Annotated in this window: 14 protein-coding genes; 9 read left to right on the forward strand and 5 right to left on the reverse strand. The window is 47.9% G+C overall.

Features of this window, described 5'->3' with window-relative positions; translation table 11 throughout:
* Nucleotides 1-243: 243 nt before the first annotated feature.
* A complete protein-coding gene (locus tag EL84_RS03385) occupies nt 244-1,188 on the reverse strand; it encodes a MerR family transcriptional regulator (RefSeq protein WP_047840719.1) in 945 nt (314 codons plus the stop codon).
* Between the two features lie 372 nt (nt 1,189-1,560).
* Here EL84_RS03385 and EL84_RS03390 point away from each other — a divergent pair, with 372 nt between their 5' ends.
* The 9 genes from EL84_RS03390 to EL84_RS03430 all read left to right on the forward strand — a co-directional run bounded on the left by EL84_RS03390 (nt 1,561) and on the right by EL84_RS03430 (nt 12,874).
* Nucleotides 1,561-2,931 carry a phospholipase D family protein gene (locus tag EL84_RS03390; protein WP_235431490.1) on the forward strand — a complete coding sequence of 457 codons (1,371 nt, stop codon included), beginning with the start codon at nt 1,561-1,563 and terminating at the stop codon, nt 2,929-2,931.
* Between the two features lie 126 nt (nt 2,932-3,057).
* Nucleotides 3,058-3,681: a TetR/AcrR family transcriptional regulator gene (locus EL84_RS03395; protein ID WP_047840721.1), complete on the forward strand. Its 624-nt coding sequence runs from the start codon at nt 3,058-3,060 to the stop codon at nt 3,679-3,681.
* Nucleotides 3,678-4,019, forward strand: coding sequence for a DMT family transporter (locus EL84_RS03400; protein ID WP_047840722.1), 342 nt, complete (start codon nt 3,678-3,680; stop codon nt 4,017-4,019). Before EL84_RS03395 ends, EL84_RS03400 begins: the two co-directional genes overlap by 4 nt.
* Nucleotides 4,019-4,333: a DMT family transporter gene (locus EL84_RS03405; RefSeq protein ID WP_017691901.1), complete on the forward strand. Its 315-nt coding sequence runs from the start codon at nt 4,019-4,021 to the stop codon at nt 4,331-4,333. The genes EL84_RS03400 and EL84_RS03405 overlap by 1 nt, the downstream gene beginning before the upstream one ends.
* A gap of 266 nt (nt 4,334-4,599) precedes the next feature.
* Nucleotides 4,600-4,731 carry a hypothetical protein gene (locus EL84_RS32710; protein ID WP_268794675.1) on the forward strand — a complete coding sequence of 44 codons (132 nt, stop codon included), beginning with the start codon at nt 4,600-4,602 and terminating at the stop codon, nt 4,729-4,731.
* Between the two features lie 213 nt (nt 4,732-4,944).
* A complete protein-coding gene (locus tag EL84_RS03415; RefSeq protein ID WP_036612627.1) occupies nt 4,945-5,892 on the forward strand; it encodes a TetR/AcrR family transcriptional regulator in 948 nt (315 codons plus the stop codon).
* 33 nt (nt 5,893-5,925) lie between these two features.
* Nucleotides 5,926-9,150 (forward strand): efflux RND transporter permease subunit, encoded by a 3,225-nt coding sequence (locus EL84_RS03420; protein WP_047840724.1) that lies wholly within the window; start codon nt 5,926-5,928, stop codon nt 9,148-9,150.
* Between the two features lie 169 nt (nt 9,151-9,319).
* Nucleotides 9,320-10,912, forward strand: coding sequence for a hypothetical protein (locus EL84_RS03425; RefSeq protein WP_152682956.1), 1,593 nt, complete (start codon nt 9,320-9,322; stop codon nt 10,910-10,912).
* A 285-nt stretch (nt 10,913-11,197) separates the two neighbouring features.
* Nucleotides 11,198-12,874: a PucR family transcriptional regulator gene (locus tag EL84_RS03430; protein WP_053061366.1), complete on the forward strand. Its 1,677-nt coding sequence runs from the start codon at nt 11,198-11,200 to the stop codon at nt 12,872-12,874.
* Between the two features lie 16 nt (nt 12,875-12,890).
* On the opposite strand, the gene EL84_RS03435 is transcribed toward EL84_RS03430, so the two are convergent.
* The 4 genes from EL84_RS03435 to EL84_RS03450 all read right to left on the reverse strand — a co-directional run bounded on the left by EL84_RS03435 (nt 12,891) and on the right by EL84_RS03450 (nt 17,895).
* Entirely contained in the window at nt 12,891-13,118 is a 228-nt protein-coding gene (locus EL84_RS03435; protein ID WP_047840726.1) for a hypothetical protein, read from the reverse strand.
* On the reverse strand, nt 13,118-14,563 hold the full coding sequence (gene hydA, locus EL84_RS03440; RefSeq protein WP_047840727.1) for a dihydropyrimidinase: 1,446 nt from the start codon (nt 14,561-14,563) through the stop codon (nt 13,118-13,120). Before hydA ends, EL84_RS03435 begins: the two co-directional genes overlap by 1 nt.
* Nucleotides 14,560-15,855, reverse strand: a complete 1,296-nt coding sequence (gene preA, locus EL84_RS03445; protein WP_047840728.1) for an NAD-dependent dihydropyrimidine dehydrogenase subunit PreA — start codon at nt 15,853-15,855, stop codon at nt 14,560-14,562. The genes hydA and preA overlap by 4 nt, the downstream gene beginning before the upstream one ends.
* A 672-nt stretch (nt 15,856-16,527) precedes the next feature.
* A complete protein-coding gene (locus EL84_RS03450) occupies nt 16,528-17,895 on the reverse strand; it encodes an NAD(P)-dependent oxidoreductase (RefSeq protein ID WP_047840729.1) in 1,368 nt (455 codons plus the stop codon).
* Nucleotides 17,896-17,899: the final 4 nt, after the last annotated feature.

A 17,899-nucleotide genomic window follows, 5' to 3' on the forward strand; every position in this document is an offset into this window, starting at 1 on the left:
GGAATTCCTATAGTTCTCTAGCCCCTAACCTATTATTAAACCGCCCAAGAACACTTTAAGCGGTAACTAGCAAAAACATTATACAAATATAATACAAATATTATACGACCTTGTAAACCAAAAAATGACCCGTCGGTCAAAATACCTGGTAATCCATTTATAAACACAAAAAACACCCTTTGATCACTTTCGTCAAAGGATGTCCTTTATACACTAACCTATTCATATCATTTGAGATTATGTTTAGTTATTTGCCTGTCCAAACCTCGCACCAGGTGGTCGCTCGGAGAGATATTCACGCTCCATCCACGACTGCCAGTCCGCAGAACTCTCCGGCATAATCCATTGCGGATAACGCGCATGCTCTGCACGCTCATAGCCTTTACCTCCAAGTACAAAGCGAATATGCGGGAACTCGTTCATAATCCGCTCGACGAGTTGATCACATTTAACAAGAAGCCCTGGACTTGTGATCGACAGGCAGACCAACTTGATCTTTTGCTCCCGAATAATCGGGAAGATGCCTTCTTCTGGCGTGTTCGCACCCAGATACAGTACTTCTGCTCCATTTTTGCGCATAAAGAGAGAGAACAGCAGCAATCCGACCTGATGATGCTCCCCTTCCGGACACAACGCCAGAACTTTGGGCAGATGCGGATAGATCGGGAACAGATGGAAAAACTGATAAAACCGCTGTGATATCAGCTGTGTCATGAAGTGTTCCTGAGCCACCGAAGCCCTGCCTTGCTCCCATGCATCTCCAACCCGAACCAGAATGGGCACCAACACATGATAGAACATCGAGTCATACCCATACATGGTGAACCCAAAATCAATCAAACCATTGGCACGTTCACCCTGAAAGTTGTAGAGCGAGTCATAGATCTGATCTGCCATGCGTGCGTAGGCTTCTTCCATCGTAGGCACCGGAGCCATGATCGGCGTGGGCACAGCCTCGGGCGGATTTAATTTGTTTACTTTCAACATCCGTACCGCTTCCGAAATATTGGTCTGATGTAGCTCAACCTGTTCTTTCAACCAGCGCAGATCCGCAACATTCTCTTCGGTATACATTCGATAACCCGATTCCGTCCGCTCAGGGGTGACCGCACTATACCGATTCTCCCAAGCCCGGAGCGTCACCGTCGGGATACCGAGCATGGCAGCGACTTGTTTGATGGAATACACCTTATTACCCACTTTCTTTCCTAAATGTCCAGATTTCAAAGGTTATATCATTGGTTCCCCGTCCTTGTCAGGCATATGAAAACCCTAACATTCTACAAAAATAATACACTCATTATACACAACGCTCAGACACCTGTCGATTGCATACTGCCAATTTTGCCATATGCATTTTAACGCTACAGTCGTTATGCTAGCGGGTTCTCCTGCGTCAACGTTATCATCCGTGTGGTAATAGAAGTCAGCAAGTACAGAAGGGGGAGTCCACCGTTGGCCTCATTACGCCGCCATACATCAGACCGCAAGTCTTCACGCGGCAAAATTCCATACATACGAACAGGACTTGTCCTATTAGTCCTATGGCTCATCGCCGTCATGCTCTATCAGACCTACAAACCATTACCAGCGGGCATTTCCTACGAAAGTCCGGAGTATCGTGTGGATCAAGTCGAGTTCCTGCATGACCTCACTTATCCTTCCTCCGACGGACAGATGCAGCATGAACAACAGATATTCCAGCGCATGATGCAGATTGTCGAGGAAGCAGAGCAGTTTGTCCTGGTGGATATGTTCCTGTTCAATAATTATCAGCACAAGGGACAGAACTTTCCTCCCGTGAGTACTGAATTCACCGAAGCGCTGGTCGCCAAAAAAAATCAGCATCCTGATATGGACATCTGGTTCATTACAGATGAAGTAAATACCAACTATAACTCAGCACCCAATCCGTTGCTGGAACAAATGAAACAAGCAGGCATTCATGTGGTCATCACGGATGTGGACCCTCTGCGTGATTCAACTCCGGTATACTCTGCGGTCTGGCGGACCTTCTTCCAATGGTTCGGCCAATCCGGAGATGGCTGGATCAAGAACCTCATGGCTACGGATGGTCCGGACGTCACTGTGCGTTCCTATCTCAAGCTGCTCAACGTGAAAGCAAATCATCGCAAAGTTGTGGTTAGTGAGAAGACGGCAATTGTCTCTTCTGGCAATATCCATGATGCGAGTGCCTACCACTCGAATATTGCATTTGAAGTAACAGGTCCAATCATTGGCGATATTCTTCAGTCAGAGCAAGCTGTTCTCGACATCTCAGGCGGAGGCAAGGTTCCTGCCTACACAGCTCCTTCCTCGAATTCAAACATGGGAGATTTGCGAATACGCTATTTAACTGAAGGCAAAGTGAATGACGCTGTACTCCATGAGATCAATCAGGCTGGCAAAGGTGACACCTTATGGATGGGCATGTTCTATGTGGCCTCTCCGAAAGTATTGGAAGCCCTGCTGGAAGCCGCAAAACGAGGAACCGAGATCCGGCTTGTACTAGATCCAAATGAAAATGCCTTTGGTCAGGAAAAGATCGGCATTCCGAACCGTCCTGTCGCTGCTGAATTGCATGATAAGTCCGACGGTAAAATTCAGATCCGCTGGTATAACACCACCAAGGAGCAATACCATACCAAAATGATCTATCTTGCCAAAGCAACCGGAGATCATATTGTCCTAGGGGGTTCAACCAACTTTACACCACGAAACATGAATGACTACAATCTGGAGAATGATCTATGGGTTGCTGCACCTCCAGACAATAAGTTCACACTCGATATCGCGAATTATTTTGAGCGTATTTGGAATAATAATGATGCCGAGTTCACGTTAGACCTGGATGAGTTCCAGGAGAAGACTACGTTTTTGAAAGGTATCCTATATAAGCTGCAACTGATTCTGGGTCTTACGACCTTTTGATCAGAAACCACATCCATACCTGTTATATCCGCCTGTACTCTACTGTGCAGGCGGATATTTTCATCTTGACAGGTGATGTAAAGTGTGGAAATATAATTACCTAACGACCGTTAGGAAGGTGATTGAATGACTGCACAATCCATTCGGGATGCAGCCCTGTTCCATTTTGCCAGAGATGGCTATGAGGGAGCTTCTCTGAGAGCTATTGCTGATGAAGTCGGGATTAAAAAACCGTCCATATATGCGCATTTCAGCTGCAAGGATGACTTGTTTTTACACACACTGGACTTTGCATTTCACGAGGTAACACGGCACACACTGGAATATTTCCGCGATCATGCGGATCTGCCATTGGAGCAGAGGCTGAAAGGCTTGTTGATCTGGTTCGAACAAGAATACAATGCCCATGCTTCGGCTCGTTTGATGTTGCGTAATTGTTTTTACCCCCCCCTTTCTCTGTATGGCGAAGTGATGGATCAAGTGTATCCGTTTATCGATGGTATGGAACGTGCACTGACTCGTCTGCTGCAAAGGGCAATGCGTAATGGAGATATTCCGGCCATTCCCGCGGAACAGGCTGCCATTGCATTCATGACGTTTCTCGACGGTATTACCGTGGAAATTATCTATGGAAGTTCCCGTCGGTACAAGAGACGGTTGGAAGCAGCCTGGCCTGTATTTTGGCATGGCATTCATCATTTGAACGACGAGGCACACAGCGTTGTGCCGGAAGGAGATTTAACAACATGAACCGCAACTGGTTATATGTATTTATCGGTGGAATTATTGAGATTGTCTGGGTAAGCGGGCTGAAACATGCCTCGAATGCCTGGGAGTGGACTTTAACGGGGATTGCCATCGTGATCAGCTTTGGACTGATCATTGCCGCTTCCAAAAGGCTGCCTGTGGGTACGGTGTATGCCGTCTTTACGGGAATTGGTACGGCGGGTACCGTCCTTACGGAAATGGTATTGTTCGGTGAACCGTTCCGCTTGGCCAAAGTATTGCTTATCGGGCTGCTGCTCTGCGGCGTAATCGGACTGAAGCTGGTTACGGATCAGCAAGAAGCCAAAGGAGGTACAGTATAATGGCTTGGATGGCAATTGTAGGTGCAGGGATATGTGAAATTTTCGGCGTAATCGGTATTAATGGTGCTTCCACCAAGAAAGGATGGCCATACATCGTACTTATGCTGGTGTCGTTTGTGTTCAGCTTCTCGTTGTTGTCCTACGCCATGACGTCTATTCCGATGGGCACAGCGTATGCCGTGTGGACCGGGATCGGGACGGTCGGCAGTACGTTAACAGGCATGTTCCTGTTCGGTGAACGGAAAGAAGCGAAGCGTATCCTGTTTATCGCGATGATTTTGGTGGCAGCCGTTGGTCTGAAACTGATCACGTAACGAAAGTGAAATGAAGTTATACTTTATATCTCCGGTGATAGCATATGCTTCCGAAGAAACTTTCTTAGACCTTTAAGGCGAACACTTCGTTTCTTCAAATCGGTTCTGCAATCTCCGTTATCGTGTAATTCTTAGCTTCCATTATGATATCTATTAAATTCTGCATATAAAAAAGACGACTTCGATCAGAAAGTCGTCTTTTTTGGGGAATGATATAAATAGGGAACCTCTTTATACTTTGCCACGTAAGAAAGGATGTCGTAATCATGAGAAAATTATTGGCACGCATGGGCTCTTTTACCGGGTATACCCTTCTGATCGCCATGGCCATTTTCTATCTCATCGCTCTAGTCGCTATTATTATACTCGCCTTATACGCCTTCACTGGAGGAAACTAACTTAAACGTTCTTGATACCTTATCCCTATCGTACATACAAGTTGCACCTTGTTACTTGCCGTCTCTCCTTCCCTTTGATCAGCCACTTTTCCCCATATACATTTTCCAATTTACTCCCATTTGAATTCCTTTAACCAGATCGTTTATACTTATTTTGACCTTAAAGTCAATTCAAGAACTCACAAGTTCCCTGATGAGGTGAATGCATCGTTAATGAACCCTATACATGAGATGAATGAGAAGAAAAAGCTCATCATTACTACAGCACTCAAGTTATTCTCATCCAAAGGCAGTGCTGCAACATCCATGCAAGAGATTGCAGAATTATGCGGGATGTCCAAAGGTAGCCTCTACATCATGTTCAAATCCAAAGAGGAATTAGAAGCCAGTACTCTGGAGTACTGCATGTACACGCTCATGGACGAGATGACACAGATTGAGCATGAAACCAGCCTTACCTCGCGTGAACGTCTTCACAAGCAGATTGAGACACTGTTGATCCATGTTGCCGAGCTCAAGGAATTTTTGCGAGTACAGATGCGCAGCATGATGATGGATGATGAACAGCAACGCAAGGAACAATGCCATCCGCTGCAAAGAGATCTGGAAGTCCGTACCTTACATTGGTTTAAGGATAAGCTGGAGGAGCAGTACGGATCGGAGATTGAACCTTATACGATTGACCTTATTTTGCTGACACAGGGGCTATTCCTTTCCTACGTCAAGATCTGGTTTACAGAGATGCCGTCCCTTACTGTTACCAAAATGGCAACAAATTTACTGCAAATGATGGACTATGCAGCGCACGGATTCCTTAAGCAGCGACCTTTGCCTTTGATTCCTTTGGAGGACTGGCCTGCATGGATTACCGAACCCCATCCGGATTCCACGGTGATGCGGCATCCTATTCATATTATCAAGCAAATGCAGGATATTGCTGCCTCCGAATTGCCTGCTGGGCAACCAAAGAATGATGTACTTGAGACCATTGCCATTCTCCGGCAGGAGATGATGGAATTCACACCGCGTCGTGCCATTATTCTGGGCATGATGCACAATCTGGAGAACGTAACTGCCATTCAATCTTTGCACTCCGAGCTTCAGCATATTCTGGATGCCATGTATAGCCGGTTCATCCAGGCTGACTCGTCACACACATAAACAGGAGAAACAGAGAGGAGAAGAAACCATCGTATGAAAGGTATTATTAATTTTTCACTGAACAACAAGTTTGCGATTTGGATTCTGACGATTATCATCTCTTTCGCAGGTTTGTACAGCGGATTGACGATGAAACAAGAAACAATCCCGAACATCAACGTACCGTTTCTGAATGTCACTGCCATTGATCCGGGGGCTGCACCGGAGGGAATTGTTGAGGATGTCACGAAGCCGCTGGAAGTAAAACTACGCAATGTAGATGGCGTGAAGACGGTGACCTCCACTTCCATGGAGAACGCAGCATCGATCACACTCGAATTTGATTATGGAACAGATCTGACCAACGCAACTGCAACCGTTCGTGAGGCACTGAATGAAGTTCAACTGCCTGACAGTGTGCAGAAGCCGACCATTTCCAAGTTCAGCATTAACTCTTTCCCGGTTGTATCTCTGAGCCTGTCCGACAAGGACGGCGGTGACCTGGAACAATTGACACGACTGGTTGAATCGGATATTCAGCCTGCACTCGAAGACATTGACGGTGTAGCTCAGGTTCAGGTGTCCGGTCAATATGTGAAAGAAGTTCAATTGAAGTTTGACCAAGCCAAAATGGCCGAGCTGGGCCTAACGGAAGATACGGTAAACGGCATCGTTCAAGGTTCATCCATTCGTGTGCCCCTTGGACTGTTTGAACTGGATAAATCCCAGAAAGCCGTTGTTGTAGATGGCAACATCATCGACATCGATGATCTGAAAAACCTTGCCATTCCAGTTGTACCCGGCGGTGCCGGTGCTTCCGCAGGCAATGGTTCAAACGCAGCCCCACAAGGCTCTGGAGCACCAACTGGTGAAGCTGGTCAAGGTACCGCTCCAGGTGCTTCACAAGGAACGGACCAAGCCGCTGGTGGTAATGCCGGTGTAGGTAGCCCTTCAGGTGCTGCCAACGCAGCTGGTATCCCGACAGTGAAATTAAGTGAAATTGCCAAGATCGAAGTCATCGGTCAAGCGGAATCCATTTCCCGGACAGACGGCAAGGAATCGATTGGTATTTCCATTGTAAAATCCAACGATGCCAACACGGTTGATGTCGTTAACGCAGTCAAAGATAAAGCTGAAGAGTTGCAATCGCAGTTCAAAAATGCTGATTTGACTGTATTGCTTGACCAAGGTAAGCCGATTCAGGACTCGGTGAACACGATGTTGGGCAAAGCCGTTTTTGGCGCCTTGTTTGCCATCCTGATCATCCTGCTCTTCCTGCGTAATATTCGTTCAACCATTATCTCCATTATCTCGATCCCGCTCTCCTTGCTCATGGCATTGACTGCTCTCAATATGATGGATATTACTTTGAACATGATGACGCTGGGTGCGATGACGGTTGCCATCGGACGGGTTGTCGATGACTCCATCGTTGTTATCGAGAACATCTACCGCAGATTAACACTCAAAGGTGAGAGATTAAAAGGCCGTGAACTAGTCCGCGAAGCAACTCGCGAGATGTTTGTGCCAATCCTTTCTTCCACGATCGTAACTATTGCGGTATTCCTGCCACTGGCATTGGTAAGCGGTATGGTCGGTGAGTTATTCACACCATTTGCACTGACCATGGTATTCGCTTTACTGGCATCCCTGATCGTTGCCATTACCATTGTGCCGATGCTTGCGCACACCCTGTTCCGTGGAGGGTTGAAGAACAAACAGAATCACGAAGAAAAACCAGGCAAAATGGCGGAAGGTTACAAACGCTTGCTGAACTGGACCCTGTCACACAAACTCATCACCGTCAGTATTGCAGTGATCTTGCTGGTCGGCAGTTTGTTCCTGTACCCGTTCATCGGTGCAAGCTTCTTGCCAGAACAACAGGATAAATACGTGACTATTACGTACAGCCCACAAACCGGAGCTTTGCGTGAAGATGTCGAAAAAGAAGCACTCGTTGCCGAGAAGTGGTTGCTGGAACAACCAGGTCTGGAGAAAATGCAATATTCCATCGGCGGAAGTAATCCACTGAGCAGCATGGGTGGCGGTGGTTCCAACTCGGCTCTATTCTATATTGAATATAACGAAGACACGAAAGACTTTACCAAAGTGAAGGAACAGCTTGTAGAAGGTCTGAAGAAAGAAGTTACCGTAGGTACCTGGAATGAGCTCGACATGTCCGGCGGTCTGGGTGGCAGTGGCTTGAGCCTGTCCATCTATGGCGATAATGTAGAGCAACTCAAACCTGTATCGGACGAAATTCTGAAACTGGTTGAAGCGGATAAGGATAATTTTGAAAAAGCAGACACTACACTTGCTGACACCTACGGGCAGTATACGCTCGTGGCAGATCAGGAGAAATTGAGTTCCCTGGGCCTGACTGCAGGCCAACTGGCGATGACGCTGAGCCCGGCACGGGAACGTCCTGTGCTTACGGAAGTCGATATCGATAACAAAACGTACAAAGTATATGTAGAGACAGACAACAAAACATTCAGCAGCATTAAAGAGATTGAGGATGAAACCGTCACTTCACCGCTTGGCATCGAGGTACCAATCAAAGATGTTGCCAAAGTGGAAGAAGGTACATCCCCGAACTCCATCATGCAAATTGATGGTAAAGTTGTTGTACAAGTCACAGCCAACATCCTGGCTTCGGATGTAACGAAAGCTTCGAGTAACCTACAGGCTGAGATCGACAAGCTGGATCTGCCTGATGGCGTTGAAGTGAAGTTCGGCGGTACAACCGAACAGATTAATGATACCTTTACTCAACTGGGTCTCGCCATGCTGGCGGCCATCGCCATTGTATACTTCGTGCTCGTTGTTACATTCGGCGGCGGATTGGCACCATTCGCAATCCTGTTCTCCCTGCCATTTACGGTCATTGGTATTATGGTAGGTCTGTTCATCGCTGGTGGTACGCTCGACGTCTCCGCCATGATGGGTGGACTGATGCTCATCGGTATCGTGGTCACCAACGCTATCGTGTTGATCGACCGTGTTATTCACAAGGAAAAAGAGGGTATGCCTACCCGTGAAGCCTTGCTGGAAGCCGGTGCAACTCGTCTGCGTCCAATCCTGATGACCGCTCTCGCAACTATCGGTGCCCTGTTGCCACTGGTTACGGGCCTCGAAGAAAGTGCGGGGATCATCTCGAAAGGATTAGGAATTACCGTAATCGGTGGTCTGATCAGCTCCACGCTGCTCACGCTGGTTATCGTACCGATTGTGTATGAGTTCCTGATGAAATTTAAAAAGAAAAGAATCGAAGATTAAGAAGTCGTTGATTGTACTCATGTAACGGTTCGAGTACAACTTAAATGTAGACTATAATATTAGCTTCTCGCCCCTTAGCGCATATTGGAATGGTTGAATTCCGATATAAAGCTAAGGGGCTTTTTTTTGAATGAGAGCTCTAATTTTAATAAACTATAGGAGGTCATAGTTGTATATGTTATTTAGGTCCAGAACGAGTCTTTACACCTGTTGTTTACTTGTTATCTTTCTTATTTCTATCACAGTTGTCGGTATTCCAGGCACAGCACTCGCATTACCCATTGAAGAAAAGGAACTTCCCCAGGTCTCATCCAAGGAACATTTACGGTTTCGGGCTACATTTAGTGGAGATGTACAGAATGGTCAAATGGTTGTGACAGTAAAAATGAGTACGACCAGCTTTAACACGGGTGAACGAATGAATGAGAAGTTTACATTTAATCAGCCGCCAATCAAAAATATGAAGAAGTCATCAATAGATCTGAATTGGAGGAATCGAGGGCAAGGCGAACTTACGATGACACCTGCCGGATTGAAGGCCTATGGAATTATCGATCCTGAGGATGGTGTCGGTGGAGTACTCTTTGAGTTTAATCTCAAAACTGAGACATTGAGAAAAGTTGTGGATCTACCTACTGACGCTACGGTGTTCGTATATCCTTCAGCAGGCGCATATATGCTAGAAAGTAATTCTATTCGCAATCCGGCATCCTACTTGTATCGCATTACAGATAGCAAACCCATTCCTACAGCTACACGTTATCCAGACCGATTTAGTGGTGTTGGTGAGAGGTTCATGCCCTGGTTCAAAAAATATCCAAGTTATGGAACTCACATTATTAGTAGTACTGATTCAAAGAATCCAACCATGTTTACCTTGATCGATGGTCAACTAAAGAAGCTGGCAATTCAGGCCTCTACCGAGGAGTCCAATATTGGATATACACGCAGAATCATTCCTTTTAAGAAAGAGCAATTGGAGCTATACATGCCTCATACATACACTCCTTTTTCTGAAAACACAACAACTCTCAGCTACACTAAGGGAAAAAAGAAAAAGATCCTGTTCAAAGGCAAAGGATATCTGATGACCTTTATGTCACCGAATCAAAAATACATGTTGCTCTCTCAGGAAATCGTGGAAAAGGGAAAGCTCCAGCAATTAAGAATGTATCTATATGACTTATCCGGCGAACCCAAATTGGTACGTGAAATCAAACCTCATTATGGGTTGGGAAGTCGCGACGTAGTATGGTTCTCCGATGATTTAATGATGATTAATTACAGCACTGGTATGCCAAACACATTTCCACCTGTCTTCTATTCAGTAACAAGTGATTATGCCATACCTGCAGATGATCAGACCTTCATGTTTTATAAGTCCTATAGTCATCCAGAGAATTACTGGGACAATTTCAGCTATGAACAATTAAATTCACTTAACGATCCTGTACCTTTTATCTACAATGGCAAATATCTTGTTTTTAAAGGGCAGGGACCCTTCTCGCTAAAAGGAAAAACGTACTTTCCGATTAAAGCATTTGCCGAACAAACCGGGGTAACCCTAACAACAGATGCTACGCATGTCAATTTAACAAAAGACAATAACGCTGTGACTCTATTCAAAAAGGATCTTCCAAAATCATTTGGTAATTTATATATGTCTACCGGAGATCTTCGAAAGCTCGGTTTTAAATTTACAGATGCCGGTGCACACGGATTCGAATTTAACGACTCAAGTTCTACCGTTCAAACAGAATAACTACATTCACTTGTACTTCCGGATTCGCATGAAGCATCGTCCGGAAGTGCTTTTCGTTCATGATAGCGAACTCATCGTTAAATAAACGTCATATAGACTGACATATAAATTCTTTATTTTAATCAAAATCACAAAAAGAACAGTCCCATTTGTCATTTGAAACAAATGAACGTTAGATTTCAGCCCATTGGCTGTAAATAGACTTATAATATGGATTAATTATGCAAGTTGACGGATTCCAGACTCCAGATAGATCACATGTGATTGGGGAAGGATGGTGGTTGTGTGGGGGAGACAACGCTTCATATTCAAGTCAGAGACATGTTAAAACGTCCTGTGTTTCGCAAGGCAGAAGTCCTGGCCAGTGATCGTGCGCTGGAGCGGTATGTTCGCTGGGTTCATATCATGGAGGTTCCCGAGGTGGGGGACTTGCTCAATGGCGGGGAATTGGTGCTGACAACAGGCATTGGCTGGCAGGAGGGTGAGCAGCAAGGCCTGTCTTTTTTGCGTCAGTTAATTGCACGCGGGGCTGCCGGACTCTGTATGGAACTGGGGGATCACACCAAGTTACAGCTCGGGGCTATGAAAGAAATTGCAGTAGCAGCGGATTTTCCGTTGATCTGGTTCCACGAACAAGTCCGTTATATCGATATTACGCAAGACCTGCATTTCACCCTGATTCGCAGTCATCAGCGGATGATCGCTGAACTCGATAGTCTCACCACCTCCTTTAACCAACTTCTTCTGAATGGAGATGGCGTACAACCTCTGCTTCGATTATTGTCACGAACAACCGGATGTGCTGTGGCGTTATATCCACTTGAAGGGGAAGCAAGTGCCGTTCCCTACTGCCCTCCAGAGCAGCTGGAGACTCGTCGGCAGGATTGGTTTTTGCAGCGGGAACATTTGGCGGGGGAGGATATTTCGAATTTAATGCAGCTGTCAGATAACACATTGGATGTGATCAGCATGCCTGTTCAGGCGTTGGACTACACCTTTGCCGACCTTGTGCTGATGTATCAAAAGCTGACGGATCAAGATTCAAGCATACCGATCAAACCTTCGGATGAATTCGTCATTCAGGCACTGGAACGATGCGCGGCCGCGATTGCTCAGGACTGGATGCGAACCAAATACATGGAAGAGAAACGCCGCTACAAAGAAGATATGTGGGTCATTGATTGGCTTAACGGACACCACTCCACGAAGGAAATCCATGAATATATATCTACCGTTAATCCCCTTCTCGCAACGAGCAAAGCCACTATTATTTTATTCGACAGCAATCCAGCATACACAGATAGCCTCAGACTTCAGAAGTTGTTGATCCAACGTAACATCGTCGCCCGGTCGGTATTTGCTCGGGAGAACTTCACCCTCTACAGCACCGTTTTGAACCACCAGATCATTCTTATCATTCTCGACCCACTACCTGGATCTCAGCGCAAAAGCAGTCTCTGGCGCTGCATCGAACAGCTACAGCAGCACGAGCAGGAGCAGACCCACTGCCTCTTCTCAGGCTTGATCGGTATCAGTCATAACTGCACAGACCTCTCCCGTCTCAAGGATAGTCTGGAATCCGCGAAGGAGACACTGCGAATTCAGAAGGACATCGGCGAGATGCAGCAGCCCTTTTACAGTAATCTTCATTGTTACCGCATCATCGCCAGTATGAAGCAGAGTGGCAACCTGGATGATTTCATCGAAGAATATTTGGGGCCGCTCATTCGTTACGATGTGGAGAAAGGAGGTCAGCTGCTGCGGACCCTCAAGCAATATTTGGTCCTGTGCTGCTCCAAGCAAGAGACGGCCACCGCTCTATATATCGTCAGACAGACACTGTATCACCGTTTGGACAAAATCGAAGCCCTTTTGGGAGAAGACTATATCCTCCCCGAGAAAAGGGTCGCGATCGAACTTGCCATCTACGCTTATGAGTACGTACACGGCCCGATCGCATGAAGAGCTTCAGTATGGTCTACGCTCCCCGCTGCTCCTGAAGCTGGCGAATCAAAATGTGACTGAACCACTTCCGTCCAGACGCCGTGCCCACGTACTGCTCTTGTTTCTCTTCGGGAAGATCCGGGTGCCCCCATATGACGTGAGCACCCTCCAGATGTTCCCGTACCGCATAGATCCGATAACCCTGTGCAACCATTCGCTCTATGGCGATCCTCTCGGTCTCAAACACATCATGATCCGACATCAGCTTCTCCCTCCATTCACTGCCGTCACAGGCTGTTTCATCGGTATGGGCGCGCCTGCATCATACTTGTTGCGCTTCACATATTGGCCTGCCCCTGCTGTTCCGGTATACTGCCGATCTCGAATGACATACTCCCCGCGGCACAACACCGTCACCGGACATCCCTGTACCTGCATCCCTTCAAATGCACTGTAATCCACGTTCATATGATGCGTATCTGCCGAGATCACCCTGTTTACAGAGGGGTCAAAAATAACGATATCCGCATCTGTCCCTACAGCCAGAGTCCCTTTCTGCGGAAATAGTCCAAATAACTTGCTCGCTCTTGTCGAACATAGATCAACCCACTGATTCAGTGTGATCCTTCCTTTGACTACACCTTCGGAATACAGAATGCTGAGACGATCTTCGATGACAGGCCCCCCGTTAGGAATTTTGCTAAAATCATCCTTGCCCAAGTCCTTCTGCCCCTCGAAATTAAACGAGCAATGATCGGAGCCAATCGTCTGCAACTGACCGCTTTTCAATGCATTCCACAGCACTTCCTGATGTGCTGCTTCCCGCAGCGGAGGTGACCAAACATACTTTGCACCCTCAAAGTCCGGCTGATCCATGATCGATTGATCCAGTGTCAAATACTGAGGACAGGTCTCCCCCCAGATCCGGTAGCCCATTTCACGCATACGCGCGATCTGCTCCACCGCTTCCGCACAGGTCACATGCACCACATACAACTGTGAATCCGCAAGTGCAGCGAGACGCGCCGCCCGACCTGTCGCTTCTCCCTCCAGCATGGATGGACGAGTCAGCGCATGATGAATCGGTTCCGTTCGCCCTTCGGCGAGCGCCTGTCGAACCAGCAGGTCAATGACATCCCCGTTCTCGGCATGAACCATGACGAGTGCGCCGTACTCTTTTGCCTTTTGCAACGTCTGGAAGAGAATCCCGTCATCCGCCTGAAACTGGTTTTTATACGCCATGAACACCTTGAAGGATGACACACCCTCTTCTTCAATGATCTGCGGCAGCTCTTCCAGCACCTGATCGTTCATCTCGCCGATCATGAGATGGAAACCGTAGTCGATGGCAGCTTTACCCTCGGCTTTGGCATGCCACTCCTGGAGAGATTCGATTAATGGACGGCCTTTTTGTGTCAGACAGAAATCAATGATCGTCGTTGTACCTCCAAAGGCTGCCGCTGTTGTTCCCGTCGCAAAATCATCCGCCGTTACCGTTCCACCGAAGGGCATATCCAGATGCGTATGCGGATCGATCCCGCCCGGAATGACGTAACAGCCTGCTGCATCCACAACCTCCGTTCGTTCGTCAGGCATCAGTCCGATGCCAATCTGTGTGATTTTACCCTTTTCGATCAAAATATCTGCTTCAAAGGTATCTGACGCTGTGACCAACACACCGTTACGAATCAATTTGCGGGTACTCATGATATCGCCTCCTTGGTTGATTGATCTCTAACCGATTGCAGCATCGCAATCGCAGACTGACGTTCATTCCAGGTTACAGGTTCCTGCTCAGGTACAAGTTCAACCATATCAATCGCCCCATCCACCGGGCAAACGATCGAACACAGATTACAGCCAACACAGTCCTCTTCCACCACTTCCAGATAGGAACCGGATGGGTCGGTCAACATATCAATACACTGATGCGAGGTGTCCTCACAGGCAATATGGCATTTGTTGCAGTTGATGCAGATATCGCGGTTGATGCGGGCGACGACTTTGTAGTTCAGATCGAGATTGCCCCAATCGGAGTAACGCGGAACCGTCTGACCTACCAGTTCTGCTACACTGCTTAGACCCTTTTCATCCAAATAATCGTTCAGCCCCTCAATCATGTCCTCCACAATGCGGAATCCATGATGCATCGCTGCGGTACATACCTGAACCCCTGTAGCGCCCATGAGCAAAAACTCTGCCGTATCCCGCCAATCAGATATGCCACCAATCCCTGAGATTGGAACACCTACCTCCGGATTACGGGCACACTCCGCAACCATGTTCAGTGCGATGGGCTTTACAGCTGGGCCACAATATCCACCGTGCGCTCCTTTGCCGCCCACATGCGGCACGGTATTCCACGAATCCAGATCCACACCTGCCAGGGAGTTAATCGTATTGATCAGGGAGATCGCATCCGCGCCGCCTCGTACAGCTGCCCGGGCGGTCGCCGTAATATCCGTGATATTCGGTGTAAGCTTCACAATCACCGGTGTGGTCGCCACTTCCTTCACCCACATCGTCTGGAGTTCGACCAGGTCAGGTTGCTGACCAGAGGCGGCTCCCATACCACGTTCAGCCATGCCATGCGGGCAACCAAAGTTCAGCTCCAGGCCATCGACGCCGACAGCCTCCACCTTTTTGACAATCTCATGCCACTTCTCCCGCGTAGGTTCCACCATCAGTGAAGCGATAACCGCACGGTCCGGGAAGCGCTTCTTGGTCTCGGCGATCTCCCGCAGATTCACTTCCAGCGGACGATCGGATATCAATTCAATATTATTAAACCCCGCCACCCGTTGCCCACCAAAATGGACCGCCGCGAAACGCGAGGATGTATTGATAATTGGCTCACCCAGTGTCTTCCACACCGCACCACCCCAGCCCGCCTCGAACGCACGCTGGACCTGATATCCCGTATTGGTTGGTGGTGCAGAAGCCAGCCAGAATGGATTGGGTGATCGAATACCTGCCAGATTAATGGATAAGTCAGCCATAACGATCCCTCCTTGGTGTTGTTTGAACATATTAGTTACACTGGACACTCCGATGACAGAATAACCTTCCGATCGCTGTTATCTCCAGATTTTTTTGATTCCTTTTATAAAGGGAAAATCCGGGGATAAAGGCAAGCGTATGCTTGCGATGCAGCTTTCCTTCAGAAAGCTTTTAGCTCCGCTTCTTCAGGTTCTTTCTGCCCTCTCCGTTTCGTGTAAATGTTTAGTTCAATTTTTATCGTTGTACTGGATATTTGGTCGTGCTCAGCATCTCTGCGTAGTAGTGGGGTTTCTGGATAACACCTAAATTCTAACGAACCGTACACCTCTTATTGGGCACATTAGCGGCACTTTAAAAATCTAACGAATCGTAGAAAGCTTATTTGGCTGTAATCGTTCATTTCGGCTTCATTTCAACAGGTATTCGTCAAAATAAGACGTGTGAGATTCGTTAGATTTTCCAATCCTCCATAATTGCCACTATAAGGTGTGCTGGGTTCGTTAGCGCGTCAGGGACACGAAGAATTGATGTACCACACTTCTTGCTCAGATCTGATCTACACCTCTATCACTCTAGCAGTCTCTTACGCCCTCCCACCCATACTCTCTCCTTGCATGCTTTCATTTCACGCTTTCCGTGTACTCTCCACTTTTCCTTGTCTCGCTCACAACTCACGCCGTCTCTTCCACCTGCCCAGGTAGTGCCTTCATGACTGCGGCGGCAGCCAGCTTACCCTGCTGTGCAGCCGAGACAACCATCGCCTCACCCTGACCCTGACCAAAAACGACATCTCCTGCCGCATAAATCTGAGGGTGTGAGGTACGGTACGTATGCGGCTCGATCTCGACAACACCCCAGTGGTGACGCAGCCCAAACGCTTCGATTAATGGTAATAAACGATGCTGTCCAATCGCCCGGATGACCGTATCACATTCAATCATGAACTCCGATCCCTCCACAGGCACGGGCAACGCACGCCCACCTCCAGGCGGAGTAATTAACTCCATTTTCACGCATTCCACAGCTTGAACCCGACCGTTCTCGTCTCCAATGATACGCTGCGGCATCGTAAACCAGCGGAACTCCACACCCTCTTGCTTGGCAAACGTATATTCAAACGCATACGCCGTCATCTGGCTTTCCCCGCGCCGATATAACATCTGCACCCGCTCGGCACCAAGGCGTACCGAACAGGTTGCTGCATCTACCGCCGTATTGCCCGCGCCAATAACGGCGACCTTCAGACCATTCAATGCGGGCGGAACACCCTGCTTAGTAGACTCCACCAGTTCAATCGCATCATAGACACCTTCCAGTGTCTCCCCTTCAATGCCCAGCATAGGTACTGAACCCATGCCACAGGCCAGAATGACCGCTTCATGCTGCTCCAGCAACCTCGAAGCAGGGATATCCACACCGATGCGTACCCCATAACGGATCTGTACACCAAGCGCTTCTACCTGCTCCACTTCCCATAGCGCAACCGATTCGGGCAGACGGAAGGACACGATGCCGAACGTATTCAGCCCGCCGCCTTTGGGTTTGGCTTCATAGATCGTCACCTCATAACCCGCACGCCCTAGTTCACGTGCCGCCGACAACCCAGCAGGCCCTGCTCCCACAACAGCAACAGTTCTCCCATTGGCAGGTGCTGCCTGGAATAACGGCTCATTCTTCGCCCGCGCCCAGTCGGTGGCGTAACGCTGCAAGTCACCAATGCGAATCGGCTTCGACGATTCGTTCAGAACACATGCACCTTCACACAATTCCTCTGTGGGACACACACGTGCGCAGCTGGCTCCAACCGGATTTGCATCCATGATGGTGCGGGCCGAACCTTTCAGGTGCCCTGTGGATATTTTGCTAATAAAAGAAGGGATATTAATGTCGGTTGGACAGGCTTTGATACAAGGTGCATCGTAACAGTACAGACAGCGGTTTGATTCCTCCATCGCTTCCTTGCCTGTCATGGCGGGTTTCATCTCGGCAAAACGACTCTCCCACCCATAATCGGATAACGTTGTTCCTGAGCTGTTCATCAAT

Origin of the sequence: Paenibacillus sp. VT-400 (assembly GCF_001029205.1) — a bacterium.
GTDB lineage: Bacteria > Bacillota > Bacilli > Paenibacillales > Paenibacillaceae > Paenibacillus > Paenibacillus amylolyticus.